This is a genomic window from Pseudomonas tumuqii, assembly GCF_013184545.1.
Lineage (GTDB): Bacteria > Pseudomonadota > Gammaproteobacteria > Pseudomonadales > Pseudomonadaceae > Aquipseudomonas > Aquipseudomonas tumuqii.
The window spans coordinates 72,023-84,285 of sequence record NZ_JAAOJA010000006.1 but is presented as its reverse complement, the minus strand read 5'-3'; the positions used below and the strand labels follow the sequence as shown (position 1 = coordinate 84,285).

Here is a 12,263-nt window from a genome sequence, read left to right as displayed (position 1 = left end):
ACTCGTCGAACCATCTCCCTGGATTGCATCCGGGCTACGTCCATAACGAGGATCACCGCGTGGAAGCGCTGAAACAGAAGATTCGCCAGGACGGCATCGTGCTGTCCGAGCAGGTGCTCAAGGTCGATGCCTTTCTCAACCACCAGATCGATCCGGCCTTGATGCAGCAGATCGGCCACGAGTTTGCCCGGCGTTTTGCCGGCCAGGGCATCAGCAAGATCGTCACCATCGAAGCCTCGGGTATCGCCCCGGCGATCATGGCCGGCCTGGAGCTGGGCGTGCCGGTGATCTTCGCCCGCAAGTACCAGTCGCTGACGCTCAAGGATGACCTGTATATCGCCAAGGTATTCTCTTTCACCAAGCAGACCGAAAGCACCATCGCCATCTCCGCCAAGCACCTGAGCGCCAGCGATCATGTGCTGGTGATCGACGACTTCCTCGCCAACGGCCATGCCGCCAAAGCCCTGATCGACCTGATCCAGCAAGCCGGGGCGAGCATCGCCGGGATTGGCGTGGTGATCGAAAAGTCCTTCCAGAGCGGTCGCGCCGAACTCGACGGCCTGGGTTACCGGGTCGAATCGCTGGCGCGCATCAGCGCCCTGACCCACGGCCAGGTCAGCTTCCTGGAATGACCGGAGCGAGGCGACAGGCCGCGATGGATCGGCCCGTCGACCTCAGACGAAATCTCGCGACATCCATGCGCACTTGAGCATGGACGATGGCCGCTCGGCTTCTGTTGAGCACCTGTAGCGAGAAAGCAAAAAGCCGCCCGAAGGCGGCTTTTTTCTCAGCGGACGTTAGCTTACAGGCCGGACATCTTCTCGATGGCAGCACGCAGCTCGTCGTCCGAGCAATCGGCACAGGTGCCTTTCGGCGGCATGGAGTTGATGCCGGCGATGGCGTTCGCCAGCAAGCCATCGACACCATTGGTCGCACGCGCTTTCCAGGCCGCAGTGTCACCGACCTTCGGTGCGCCCAGCACGCCAGCGGTATGGCAAGCGCCACAGTGCTTGGCTACCACGTCATCGGCAGTCCGTGCGGCACCGCCGGCGGCAACGGCTACGGCGCCCACGCCCTTGCATTCTTCACCCATGATGCAGACTTCACCGACCGGCTTCAGGCGTTCGGCGATGGCCTCATCGGTCGTGGCCTGAGCAGTCACTGCCCACAGGGCCAAGACGGCAGCCGGCGCTACCAGCATTTTCTTAATCAGATTCACGGTACACCCTCATCGTGGCTAGTCACGCCCGCGGCCACGGTTTCGCGAGCGGGCGACAGTATAACGGGAAGCCTGCCAAGCTGAAACAACCCAGATTGTCGCAGGGTTATTGGCTTGGGCGGCAAGCTGCCGCTTAAAAATTCGCCGGGGTGGTGGCACTGATCAGCCGCGCGGGCTGGTCGAATGGATTGCGGAAGCGGTGCGGCTTGCTGCTCTCGAAGTAGTAACTGTCGCCTGGCTCGAGGATGAACACCTCAGCGCCGACGGTCAGCTCGAGACGCCCCTCCACCAGCAGGCCGGTTTCCTCGCCCTCATGGGTGTACATATCGTCGCCGGTATCGGAACCGGCCGGATAGGTCTCGTCGAGCAGGGTAATCGCACGATTCGGGTGGGTCTTGCCCACCAGCTTCATGCTGATCGCGCCACTGTGAATATCGGTGAGTTCGGCCGCGCGGTACACCACCTGGGTATGGTTGTCCTCCTCCGCGTCCTGGGAGAAGAACTCCACCAACGACATGGGGATGCCCGCCAACACCTTTTTCAGCGAGCTGATCGAGGGGCTCACGCTGTTCTTCTCGATCATCGAAATGGTGCTGTTGGTGACGCCTGCCCGCTTGGCGAGTTCACGCTGGGACAGGCCCTTGAGTTTGCGAATGGATTGCAGTCGAACACCGACGTCCAATGCTGGAGTCCCCCTCGGGAAGATACGGAAAAGTGTCCGTATCATGGCAACAGCGTTCAGTATTTACAACACCCTGAATGCAAATCCTGCCCGGCCCTGCGCTCAACCCTCGGAATAGAGCAGCGGCACCCGACGCAGGTTGCAGAAAAGCTGGTACGGAATGCTGCCAGCGCAGGCCGCCACGTCGCTGGCGAGGACCTGTTTGCCCCACAACTCGACCCGACTGCCGAGCCCGGCGGCGGGTAGATCGCTGAGATCGACGCAGAGCATGTCCATCGATACCCGGCCGATCAGCCGGCTCGGCTGGCCATCGATCAGCACCGGCGTGCCGGTCGGCGCATGCCGTGGGTAACCGTCGGCATAGCCCATGGCGACCACGCCGACGCGGGTCGGCCGCTCGGTGACGAAGCGCGCGCCATAGCCGACCGGTTCGTCGGCCGGCAGTTCGCGCACGCTGATGATCTTCGACTCCAGGGTCATGACCGGCTGCAACTGCGCGGCCACCGCCTGCACCTGCTCGAACGGGGTGGCGCCATAGAGCATGATGCCGGGGCGCACCCAGTCACTCGCCTGCTCTTTATAGCCAAGCTGCGGCCAACCGAGCACGGCCGGCGAATTGCGCAGGCTGATTTCCGCCACCAGGCCTTGCCGCGCCTGCTCGAATACCGCCAGTTGCTCGGTGCTGCGTGGACAATCCAGTTCGTCGGCACGGGCAAAGTGGCTCATCAGGACGATTTTCGCCACCTTGCCGCTGGCCAGCAGGCGGCGATAGGCCGCCTGGTAGTCGGCCGGATGCAGGCCGACGCGGTGCATGCCCGAGTCCAGCTTCAGCCACACCGTCAACGGCTTGCGCACGGACGAACGCTCGATGGCCTCCAGTTGCCACAGCGAATGCACCACGCACCAGAAACCATGCTGCTCGATCAATGCCAACTCGTCAGCTTCGAAGAAGCCTTCCAGCAACAGGATCGGCCCGCGAATGCCGGCCTCGCGCAGCTGCAGCGCCTCTTCGATACAGGCCACGGCAAAACCATCGGCCTGTTCCTGCAGAGCCTGCGCGCAACGCACGGCGCCATGCCCATAGGCATCGGCCTTGACCACCGCGAGCGCCTTGGCGCCCGATACCTCACGGGCCAGCTGATAGTTGTGACGCAGGGCTTGCAGATCGATCAGGGCACGGGCTGGACGCATGGTGTTCTCGAGTATCGGGCGTAGGCCGGGTAGACAGGTTGTTCGGCGCAACCCGGCACGCGGGTTACGGACTGCTGATAAAAAAGGCCCGGCGGGACAGCCGGGCAAAAGCCAACTCAAACTGGTAGGTGCAGGCTTAAACGGCCGCCACCACCATCATTTCGACCAGCACCTCGGGCCTGTACATCGCCGCCTCGACGCAGGCGCGGCCCGGTGCGGCGCCTGGCGCAACCCAGGCGTCCCAGACCTGGTTGAGGCCGGCGTAGTCGCGGGCCATGTCCTTGAGGTAGATGGTCACCGAGAGGATGCGGGACTTGTCGCTGCCAGCCTCGGCCAACATCGCATCGATGTTGGCCAGGGTCTCGCGGGTCTGCTGCACGATGTCGCCGCTGTAATCATCCGCCAACTGCCCGGCCAGGTAGACCGTGCCGTTGTGGATGTTGATTTCGCTGTAACGGGTTTCAGAGCGCAGGCGCTGGACTGACATGCGTGGAAGACTCCTTGGCGTTGCTGTAACGGAAGATATCCAGGCCTTCGGCGCTGATCTGCGGGCGCTTCGATGCCATCAGGTCGGCGAGGAAGCGACCGGAGCCGCAGGCCATGGTCCAGCCCAGTGTGCCGTGCCCCGTGTTGAGGAACAAATTGCGCATGCGGGTGGCGCCGACGATCGGCGTGCCATCCGGGGTGGCCGGGCGCAGACCGGTCCAGAATTCCGCCTGTTTGAGGTCGCCACCTTGCGGGTAGAGGTCGGCGGTGATCATCTCCAGGGTCGCGCGGCGGCGCGGATTCAGGCTCAGGTCGAAACCGGCGATCTCGGCCATGCCGCCCACGCGGATGCGATTGTCGAAGCGGGTGATGGCAACCTTGTAGGTCTCATCGAGAATGGTCGAGGTCGGGGCCATGTCGCCATTGCTGATCGGTACGGTCAGCGAATAGCCCTTGAGCGGGTAGATCGGCGCGCGAATGCCCAGCGGCTTGAGCAGTTGCGGGCTGTAGCTGCCCAGCGCCAGCACATAGCGATCGGCGGTTTCCAGCTTGCCATCGATCCATACGCCATTGATCCGGTCGCCGGCGCTGTCGAGGCGCTCGATGGTCTGGCCGAAGCGGAACTCGACGCCCAACTGCCTGGCCATCTCGGCCAGCTTGAGGGTGAACATCTGGCAGTCGCCGGTCTGGTCGTTGGGCAGGCGCAGGGCGCCGGCCAGCTTGTGCTTGACTCCCGCCAGGGCCGGTTCGACTCGGGCGATGCCGTCACGGTCGAGCAGTTCGAAGGGCACGCCGGACTGCGTGAGCACGGCGATGTCCTTGGCCGCGTTGTCCACTTGCGCCTGGGTGCGGAACAGCTGGGTGGTGCCCAGGCGGCGGCCTTCGTAGCCGATGCCGGTCTCGCTGCGCAGCTCGTCGAGGCAATCGCGGCTGTACTCGGACAGGCGCACCATGCGCTCCTTGTTCACCGCGTAACGGCTGGCGGTGCAGTTGCGCAACATCTGCGCCATCCACAGGTACTGGTCGATATCGGCAGTGGCCTTGATCGCCAGCGGCGCGTGCTTCTGCAGCAGCCACTTGATGGCTTTCAGCGGCACGCCCGGCGCCGCCCAGGGCGAGGCATAGCCCGGGGAGACCTGGCCGGCGTTGGCGAAACTGGTTTCCATGGCGGGGCCGTCCTGACGGTCGACCACCACCACCTCGAAACCCTGACGGGCCAGGTAATACGCACTGGCCACACCCACCACACCGCTACCAAGTACCAGAACCCGCATCGTTTTCTCCTCGCCGCGACTATGCGCTGGCGTTTTTTGTCTTGAGCGTTGATGCGCGCAGTATATTGAGCATTACCCAGTGCTTTTCACTATATATAGAACTATATTTGGCGAGAATTCTTGGCAAAAACCGCTTCTACGGAGGGGCATCCCCCATGCGCACCCAGCACCAGAGCCGTCGCGAACTGGACAAGATCGACCGCAATATCCTGCGCCTGCTGCAGGAAGACGGGCGCATCTCCTTCACCGAACTGGGCGAACGGGTCGGTCTGTCGACCACGCCCTGCACCGAGCGGGTGCGGCGCCTGGAGCGCGAAGGCATCATCATGGGCTACCACGCCCGCCTCAACCCCCAGTACCTCAAGGCCAGCCTGCTGGTGTTCGTCGAGATCAGCCTGGACTACAAGTCCGGCGACACCTTCGAGGAGTTCCGCCGCGCCGTGCTCAAGCTGCCGCACGTGCTGGAATGCCACCTGGTTTCCGGCGACTTCGATTACCTGGTCAAGGCACGGATCAACGAGATGGCCAGCTACCGCAAGCTGCTCGGCGACATCCTGCTCAAGCTGCCGCACGTGCGCGAGTCGAAGAGCTATATCGTCATGGAAGAGGTCAAGGAATCGCTGGCGCTACCGATTGCGGAATAGCTCGCCGGTGGCACCACGCCCGCTGGAAGACCATAACCGGGGCGGGCGGCGCCCTACACCAACACCTGGCGGGTGCTGGCGATCAGCTGATGCACCTGCTGCTCGACATGCGCCTCGATCGGCGTTTCCGGCCCGCGACCATGGGGACAGGGCAGGCTTTTGCTGGTGCCGAACAGCCGGCAGATCAGCGGCCGCTGGTCATACACCTCACAGCCCTGCGGCCCGAGGTGCACACAATTCAGCTCGGCCAGCGCGGCGTCATGCGCGGCGTCGCTTTTCACCGGCAGGCGGGCCATCTCCTCGGATGAGGCGGTGACCGGTCCGCAGCAGTCGTGACAGCCAGGCACGCAGTCGAAACGCGGAATCTGCAAACGCAGGTGATCGATCTTGCGGCTGGTACAACTCATCACTAGTGTCCCGTGGAAATTCCGCGCATCTTAACCCCGCTCGCCGTCGGCTGCCGGCGAATGGCCGATTATCCCGACGGAAACCCAGTTTTTACCGCAACCCACTTGGCGGCGCGCAGAGCCCGCGTTTATCCTGCGTAAAAATTTCCAAACACGACAAACAGGATTTCACACATGAACGCCCGCGTTCACCAACCGGTCCACAACACCCAGCACGCCGCGTCCTACTACGCCGCCAGCGCCAACCGGCAACTGGCCTACCCGCCCCTGCGCGGGGAGCTCAGCGCCGATGTGTGCATCGTCGGCGGCGGCTTTTCCGGGCTGAACACGGCCATCGAACTGGCGCAGAAAGGCTTCTCGGTGGTGCTGCTCGAGGCGCACAAGATCGGCTGGGGCGCCAGCGGGCGCAACGGCGGCCAGTTGATTCGCGGGGTTGGCCATGGCGTCGAGCAGTTCGAATCGGTGATCGGCGCCAGCGGCGTGCGCGAACTCAAGTTGATGGGCCTGGAAGCCGTGGAAATCGTCCGGCGCCGGGTCGCGCAGTTCGCTATTGACTGCGACCTGACCTGGGGCTATTGCGACCTGGCGAACAAACCCAGCCATCTGGACGGGTTCGCCGCCGACATGGCGGAGCTGCAAAGCCTCGGTTACCCGCACGAGCTGCGCCTGTTGCAGCCGGAGCAGATGCATGAGGTGGTCGGCTCCGACCGCTACGTCGGCGGCCTGATCGACATGGGCTCCGGCCACCTGCACCCGCTCAACCTGGCCCTGGGCGAAGCGGCAGCCGCCCAGTCGCTGGGGGTGCAGCTATTCGAAGATTCGGCAGTGACGCGCATCGACTACGGCGCCGAGGTCAGGGTGCATACCGCCCTGGGCGTGGTGCGCGCAGCTCACCTGGTGCTCGGCTGCAACGCCTACCTGGGCGAGCTGAACCCGACCCTGGGCGGCAAGGTGCTGCCGGCCGGCAGTTACGTGATCGCCACCGAGCCGCTGTCCGAGGCCCAAGCCCACGCGATCATTCCGCAGAACATGGCGCTGTGCGACCAACGCGTGGCCCTCGACTACTATCGCCTGTCCGCCGATCGGCGCCTGCTGTTCGGTGGTGCCTGCCATTACTCCGGCCGCGACCCGGCGGACATCGCCGGCTACATGCGCCCGAAAATGCTGGCCGTCTTCCCCCACTTGCAGGATGTGAAGATCGACTACCAGTGGGGCGGGATGATCGGCATCGGCGCCAACCGCCTGCCGCAGATCGGCCGGCTCAAGGATCAGGCCAACGTCTACTATGCCCAGGCCTACTCCGGCCACGGCGTCAACGCCACCCACCTGGCCGGCAAACTGCTGGCCGAGGCCATCGCCGGCCAAGCCAGCCACGGCTTCGACCTGTTCGCCCAGGTTCCGCACATGACCTTCCCCGGCGGCAAGCACCTGCGCTCGCCGTTGCTGGCCCTGGGCATGCTCTGGCACCGACTCAAGGAACTGCTGTAGGCGCAGCCGACACGCCCGCCAAGCTGCAGGGCTGGATGTTCACTACCGGGTTCAGTCCAACCTGCCGTGCTAATCCAGCCTGCGGGTTGAGATTCAGCGCTTCCAGAGCGTCCAGAACGGCCGCAAGGCTTCGTGGTTGGCCTCTACCCGGGTCAGGCCGATGTCGCGCAACTGCGCATCGGTCAGCCTGAGCAGCGCCCCGCGGGTACCCAGCCGGCGCCAGAACAGCAACCAGCGCGACTCACCCGCCACAGGCACCGGACGGCTGCTCGCCGGCTCATTCGTCTCCAGTGTCAGCCTTGCATCGCCAATCCCGTTCATCATCTTTCTCCTGCTCGAAAGCACTCTGGGAGATCATGATGAGCGTCGGACAAAAAGCATGACAGATTCAAAATTATCTTATTAACTGCATACAGACGGCGCTTTAAAGTCGCTGAATCGTGAATTTATGCCGCATCTGTATTGCTTGCCTTATTAACGCTAAAGAATCAGGGCAACTGTCATGACCCTCTACATCAACCTGGCCGAACAGCTCGGCGCGCGCATCGAGCAGGGCCTGTACCGCCCAGGCGAGCGCTTGCCCTCGGTGCGCGCCCTCAGCCTCGAGCATGGCGTCAGCCTGAGCACGGTGCAGCAGGCCTATCGCCACCTGGAAGACCAGGGCCTGGCCACACCACGGCCAAAGTCCGGCTATTTCGTGCCCCTCGCGCGAGAAAAACCGGCGCTGCCGATGGTCAGCCGCACGGCGCAACGGCCGGTGGACGTGTCGCAGTGGGATCAGGTCCTCGAACTGATCAGCCTGTCGCCCAGCCGCAGCGACATGATCCAACTGGGCCGCGGCCGCCCGGATATCAGCAGCCCGACGCTCAAGCCCCTGCTGCGTTCGCTTTCCCGCCTGGGCCGCAGGCAGGACCTGAACAGCCTCACCTACGGCTGCATTTATGGCGACCAGGGCCTGCGCGAGCAGATCTCGCGGCTGATGCTCGACTCGGGCTGCCAGATTCCCTATCAGGACATCGTCATCACCACCGGTTGCCACGAAGCCTTATCCGCAGCGATCCGCGCGATCTGTCAACCCGGCGACATCGTCGCGGTGGACTCGCCGAGCTTCCACGGGGTCATGCAGGCGCTGAAAGGCTTCGGCATGAAGGCGCTGGAATTGCCCACCGACCCGCTCACAGGGATCAGCCTGGAAGCCCTGGAGCTGGCGCTCGAACAATGGCCGATCAAAGCCATACAGTTGACGCCGACCTGCAACAACCCGCTCGGCTACATCATGCCGGACGCCAACAAACGGGCCCTGCTCGCCCTGGCGCAACGCTACGACGTGGCAATCATCGAGGACGACGTCTACGGTGAGCTGGCCTACAGCTACCCGCGTCCGCGCACCATCAAGTCCTATGACGAAGACGGCCGCGTGCTGCTCTGCAGCTCCTTTTCCAAGACCCTGGCGCCCGGCCTGCGCATCGGCTGGATCGCCCCGGGGCGCTACCTGGATCGCGTGCTGCACATGAAATACATGGGCACCGGCAGCACCGCGCAACTGCCGCAACTGGCCCTGGCGGAATACCTCGAGGCCGGCCACTACCAGCCGCACTTGCGGCGCATGCGCAGCCAGTACGCGCGCGGCCTGGAGCAGATGGTCGACTGGGTCAGCCGATATTTTCCGCCCGGCACGCGGGTCAGTCGGCCGCAGGGCAGCTTCATGCTCTGGGTCGAGCTGGACCCGGGCTTCGACAGCCAACGGCTGAACCGCGAACTGCAACCACACAAGGTACAAATCGCCCCGGGCAGCATCTTTTCCGCCGCCGGCAAGTACCGCAACTGCCTGCGCATCAACTACGCGGCCAAGCCCAGCGCAGAGATCGAACAGGCGGTGCGCCGGGTCGGCGAGAGCGTCGCCGAACTGCTGGCGGAGCTGGCCACGCCGAACTAATCGCTGCGCGCCGGCGCGGCCGTACCGAACTGGTCATCGGCGCCCTGGCCACGCCAGGCCAGCACCACGAACACCGCCGCCCCCAGCGCCATCAACAACGGCAACGCATGGCCGCTGACCCACTGGCTGGCCGCACCGGTGGCCAGCGGGCCGATCAGGCAGCCGATGCCCCAGAGCTGCGCGACATGGGCATTGGCGCGGACCAGCTCGTCGTCGCGGTAACGCTCGCCGATCAGGATCAGCGACAGGGTGAACAGCCCGCCGGCGCTGGCGCCGAACAGCACCAGCAGCGGCCAGATCAACGCCGTGTGCAGCAGCAGGGGAATCGCCAGACTGGCGCACAGCAGGATCACCCCGCAACCGCGGAACAGGCTGCGCCGCGACATGCGGTCCGCCAGCAGACCGATCGGCAGTTGCAGGGCGGCATCGCCGACCACCACCACGCTGACCATGAACAGCGCCACCTCCTGGGTGAAGCCCTGACGCAGGCCGTAGATCGGCAGCAGGGTCAGCATCATCGCCTCGAAGCCGGCGAACAGCATCACCGCCCAGGCGATGGCCGGCAGCTTGCGGCAGAACGCCGGCAGGCCACGCCCCGAGGCGCTGTGGGCGTCCACCCGCGGCGCACCCGTGCGCCCCAGGAGGAGCAACGAGCCGCTGATCAGCAGGCCGACGCCGGCCCAGAAGCCCAGATCGGTGCTGGTGCCCAACGCGGTGAGCAGCAGCGGCCCACACAGCTGGCTCAACGCATAGCCGGTGCCATACAGGGCGACCAGGCGGCCGCGCCACTTCTCCACCGCAAGCTGGTTGATCCAGCTTTCGCCGAGGATGAACACCACGGTCAGCGCCACGCCGATCAGCAGGCGCAACAGCAGCCACACCGCATAGCTCTGCATCAGCGCCAGCAATCCCACGGACAGGGCGCCGACCAGCAGGCACAGCTGCATCAGCCGAGTGGTGCCGAAGTACCCCGCCAACCGACCCGCCAGGGACGCGCCGAGCAAGACACCCACCGCCGGAGTCGCGGCCATCACGCCGATGGCGAAGGAGTCGTAGCCCCAACTCTCCAGGCGCAGCGACACCAACGGCATGGTCACCCCGAGGGCCAGACCGATGCTGATGACCGCCGCACAGACCGCGAAATAGGTACCCCAACGCATTGCCAGACTCCTTTATGTCGTGGCCCGGTACAAAACAAAACGGCCGGGCTTCCCAAGGAAACCCGGCCGCAGGTGTGGTTCATCAAGAACCGGCCCCGAAGGGCGGACCTTCAGGCAGTTACCCGCCTGTCGCTTATCGACGTTACAGCTTGATCCAGGTGGCTTTCAGTTCAGTGTACTTGTCGAAGGCGTGCAGCGACTTGTCGCGGCCGTTGCCGGACTGCTTGAAGCCGCCGAACGGCGCGGTCATGTCGCCGCCGTCGTACTGGTTGATCCACACGCTGCCGGCGCGCAGCGCCTTGGCGGTCAGGTGGGCCTTCGACAGGTTGCTGGTCCATAGCGCCGCCGCCAAGCCATAAGGCGTGTCGTTGGCGATCTGTACGGCTTCTTCCGCCGAGTCGAAGCCGATCACCGAGAGCACCGGACCGAAGATCTCCTCGCGGGCGATGCGCATGGCATTGTTCACCCCGTCGAAAATGGTCGGTTCGACGTAGGTGCCGCCGGTCTCTTGCAGCACCCGCTTGCCGCCGGCCACCAGGGTGGCGCCGCCATCATGACCGGCCTGGATGTAGCCGAGCACATTGTTCATCTGGGTGACGTCGACCAGCGCGCCGACATTGGTCGCCGGATCCAGCGGATTGCCCGGTTTCCAGCTCTTGATCGCCTCGACCACCATCGGCACGAAACGCTCCTTGATCGAATTTTCCACCAGCAGGCGCGAGCCGGCGGTGCAGACTTCACCCTGGTTGAAGGCGATGGCGCCGGCCGCGGCTTCGGCGGCGGCCTGCAGGTCCGGGGCATCGGCGAAGACGATGTTCGGGCTCTTGCCGCCGGCTTCCAGCCAGACGCGCTTCATGTTCGACTCGCCGGCGTAGATCATCAGTTGCTTGGCGATCTTGGTCGAGCCGGTGAACACCAGGGTGTCGACGTCCATGTGCAGCGCCAGGGCCTTGCCGACGGTATGGCCGAAGCCCGGCAGGACGTTGAACACGCCCGCCGGAATACCGGCCTCGATGGCCAGTTGGGCGATGCGGATGCCAGTCAGTGGCGACTTCTCGGACGGTTTGAGGATCACCGAGTTACCGCTGGACAGTGCCGGACCAAGCTTCCAGCAGCTCATCAGCAACGGGAAGTTCCACGGCACGATGGCGGCGACCACGCCGATCGGCTCGCGGGTCACCAGGCCCAACTCGTTGTGCGGGGTGGTGGCCACTTCGTCGTAGATCTTGTCGATCGCCTCGCCGCTCCAGCGGATCGAGCGCGCGGCGCTGGATACGTCGATACCCAGGGCATCGCTGATCGGCTTGCCCATGTCGAGGGTTTCCAGCAGCGCCAGCTCTTCGCCGTGCTGCTCGATCAGGTCGGCGAAGCGGATCATCACTTCCTTGCGCTTGACCGGCGCCAGGCGCGACCAGATGCCGGAATCGAAGGTTTTGCGGGCATCCTGTACTGCCAGTTCGGCATCGGCCAGGTCGCAACTGGCGACCTCTACCAGCAGCCGGCCGTCCACCGGGCTGATGCACTCGAAGGTCGCGCCGGAAACCGCCGCACGGTATTCGCCATGAATAAAGGCACGGCCTTCGATCTTCAGGGTATCGGCACGCTGTTCCCAGTCGGCACGAGTCAGGCTAGTCATTCGAGCATCCTCTATCAGTAAAAAGTGCTGCGGCGTCGGCGCGCACACTGTCAATAATTCTGCAAGGCCTGCGAGGGCCAAATCCTGCTGGCAACACTAAACCAGAGGGCTGCACATTTTCAATATTTTTTACAAAGCGC

At 64.3% G+C, this 12,263-nt stretch carries 13 protein-coding genes; 4 read left to right on the top strand and 9 right to left on the bottom strand.

Going from position 1 to position 12,263, the window contains the following annotated elements; translation table 11 throughout:
* Nucleotides 1-59 precede the first annotated feature (59 nt).
* Entirely contained in the window at nt 60-632 is a 573-nt protein-coding gene (locus G9C89_RS12870) for a xanthine phosphoribosyltransferase (protein ID WP_172148483.1), read from the top strand.
* A gap of 170 nt (nt 633-802) precedes the next feature.
* Here the strand turns inward: G9C89_RS12870 and G9C89_RS12865 are convergent, their stop codons facing one another.
* From G9C89_RS12865 to dadA, 5 genes are all read right to left on the bottom strand, one after another.
* Nucleotides 803-1,219, bottom strand: coding sequence for a c-type cytochrome (locus G9C89_RS12865; protein ID WP_172148482.1), 417 nt, complete (start codon nt 1,217-1,219; stop codon nt 803-805).
* Nucleotides 1,220-1,352: 133 nt separating this feature from the next.
* Nucleotides 1,353-1,901 carry a cupin domain-containing protein gene (locus tag G9C89_RS12860; RefSeq protein WP_172148481.1) on the bottom strand — a complete coding sequence of 183 codons (549 nt, stop codon included), beginning with the start codon at nt 1,899-1,901 and terminating at the stop codon, nt 1,353-1,355.
* Between the two features lie 102 nt (nt 1,902-2,003).
* Complete coding sequence (alr, locus tag G9C89_RS12855; RefSeq protein ID WP_172148480.1) at nt 2,004-3,092, bottom strand: alanine racemase; 1,089 nt, start codon at nt 3,090-3,092, stop codon at nt 2,004-2,006.
* Nucleotides 3,093-3,228: 136 nt separating this feature from the next.
* Nucleotides 3,229-3,579: a RidA family protein gene (locus tag G9C89_RS12850; protein WP_172148479.1), complete on the bottom strand. Its 351-nt coding sequence runs from the start codon at nt 3,577-3,579 to the stop codon at nt 3,229-3,231.
* Nucleotides 3,554-4,852 carry a D-amino acid dehydrogenase gene (dadA, locus tag G9C89_RS12845; protein ID WP_172148478.1) on the bottom strand — a complete coding sequence of 433 codons (1,299 nt, stop codon included), beginning with the start codon at nt 4,850-4,852 and terminating at the stop codon, nt 3,554-3,556. Before dadA ends, G9C89_RS12850 begins: the two co-directional genes overlap by 26 nt.
* 155 nt (nt 4,853-5,007) lie before the next feature.
* Between dadA and G9C89_RS12840 the strand changes: the two genes are divergently transcribed.
* Nucleotides 5,008-5,496 carry an Lrp/AsnC ligand binding domain-containing protein gene (locus G9C89_RS12840; protein ID WP_172148477.1) on the top strand — a complete coding sequence of 163 codons (489 nt, stop codon included), beginning with the start codon at nt 5,008-5,010 and terminating at the stop codon, nt 5,494-5,496.
* Between the two features lie 53 nt (nt 5,497-5,549).
* Here G9C89_RS12840 and G9C89_RS12835 read toward each other — a convergent pair whose 3' ends face one another.
* Complete coding sequence (locus G9C89_RS12835; RefSeq protein ID WP_172148476.1) at nt 5,550-5,903, bottom strand: YkgJ family cysteine cluster protein; 354 nt, start codon at nt 5,901-5,903, stop codon at nt 5,550-5,552.
* A 174-nt stretch (nt 5,904-6,077) separates the two neighbouring features.
* Between G9C89_RS12835 and G9C89_RS12830 the strand changes: the two genes are divergently transcribed.
* Nucleotides 6,078-7,391, top strand: coding sequence for an NAD(P)/FAD-dependent oxidoreductase (locus G9C89_RS12830; RefSeq protein ID WP_172148475.1), 1,314 nt, complete (start codon nt 6,078-6,080; stop codon nt 7,389-7,391).
* Nucleotides 7,392-7,484: 93 nt separating this feature from the next.
* Here the strand turns inward: G9C89_RS12830 and G9C89_RS12825 are convergent, their stop codons facing one another.
* Nucleotides 7,485-7,712, bottom strand: a complete 228-nt coding sequence (locus G9C89_RS12825; RefSeq protein ID WP_172148474.1) for a DUF1127 domain-containing protein — start codon at nt 7,710-7,712, stop codon at nt 7,485-7,487.
* A 181-nt stretch (nt 7,713-7,893) separates the two neighbouring features.
* On the opposite strand from G9C89_RS12825, the gene G9C89_RS12820 reads away from it, so the two are divergent.
* Nucleotides 7,894-9,327: an aminotransferase-like domain-containing protein gene (locus G9C89_RS12820; RefSeq protein ID WP_172148473.1), complete on the top strand. Its 1,434-nt coding sequence runs from the start codon at nt 7,894-7,896 to the stop codon at nt 9,325-9,327.
* On the opposite strand, the gene G9C89_RS12815 is transcribed toward G9C89_RS12820, so the two are convergent.
* Both G9C89_RS12815 and G9C89_RS12810 read right to left on the bottom strand, forming a co-directional pair.
* Nucleotides 9,324-10,487 (bottom strand): MFS transporter, encoded by a 1,164-nt coding sequence (locus G9C89_RS12815; RefSeq protein ID WP_172148472.1) that lies wholly within the window; start codon nt 10,485-10,487, stop codon nt 9,324-9,326. The two genes, G9C89_RS12820 and G9C89_RS12815, sit on opposite strands and share 4 nt — an antisense overlap.
* 142 nt (nt 10,488-10,629) lie before the next feature.
* Nucleotides 10,630-12,123: an aldehyde dehydrogenase gene (locus G9C89_RS12810; protein ID WP_172148471.1), complete on the bottom strand. Its 1,494-nt coding sequence runs from the start codon at nt 12,121-12,123 to the stop codon at nt 10,630-10,632.
* Nucleotides 12,124-12,263: the final 140 nt, after the last annotated feature.

What these genes read in the sequence shown, in the direction of transcription:
- G9C89_RS12815 (WP_172148472.1), bottom strand. Translation starts at nt 10,487, where the DNA reads ATGCGTTGGGGTACCTATTTCGCGGTCTGTGCGGCGGTCATCAGCATC.
- G9C89_RS12840 (WP_172148477.1), top strand. Translation starts at nt 5,008, where the DNA reads ATGCGCACCCAGCACCAGAGCCGTCGCGAACTGGACAAGATCGACCGC.
- G9C89_RS12835 (WP_172148476.1), bottom strand. Translation starts at nt 5,903, where the DNA reads ATGAGTTGTACCAGCCGCAAGATCGATCACCTGCGTTTGCAGATTCCG.
- G9C89_RS12810 (WP_172148471.1), bottom strand. Translation starts at nt 12,123, where the DNA reads ATGACTAGCCTGACTCGTGCCGACTGGGAACAGCGTGCCGATACCCTG.
- dadA (WP_172148478.1), bottom strand. Translation starts at nt 4,852, where the DNA reads ATGCGGGTTCTGGTACTTGGTAGCGGTGTGGTGGGTGTGGCCAGTGCG.
- G9C89_RS12820 (WP_172148473.1), top strand. Translation starts at nt 7,894, where the DNA reads ATGACCCTCTACATCAACCTGGCCGAACAGCTCGGCGCGCGCATCGAG.
- alr (WP_172148480.1), bottom strand. Translation starts at nt 3,092, where the DNA reads ATGCGTCCAGCCCGTGCCCTGATCGATCTGCAAGCCCTGCGTCACAAC.
- G9C89_RS12825 (WP_172148474.1), bottom strand. Translation starts at nt 7,712, where the DNA reads ATGAACGGGATTGGCGATGCAAGGCTGACACTGGAGACGAATGAGCCG.
- G9C89_RS12830 (WP_172148475.1), top strand. Translation starts at nt 6,078, where the DNA reads ATGAACGCCCGCGTTCACCAACCGGTCCACAACACCCAGCACGCCGCG.
- G9C89_RS12850 (WP_172148479.1), bottom strand. Translation starts at nt 3,579, where the DNA reads ATGTCAGTCCAGCGCCTGCGCTCTGAAACCCGTTACAGCGAAATCAAC.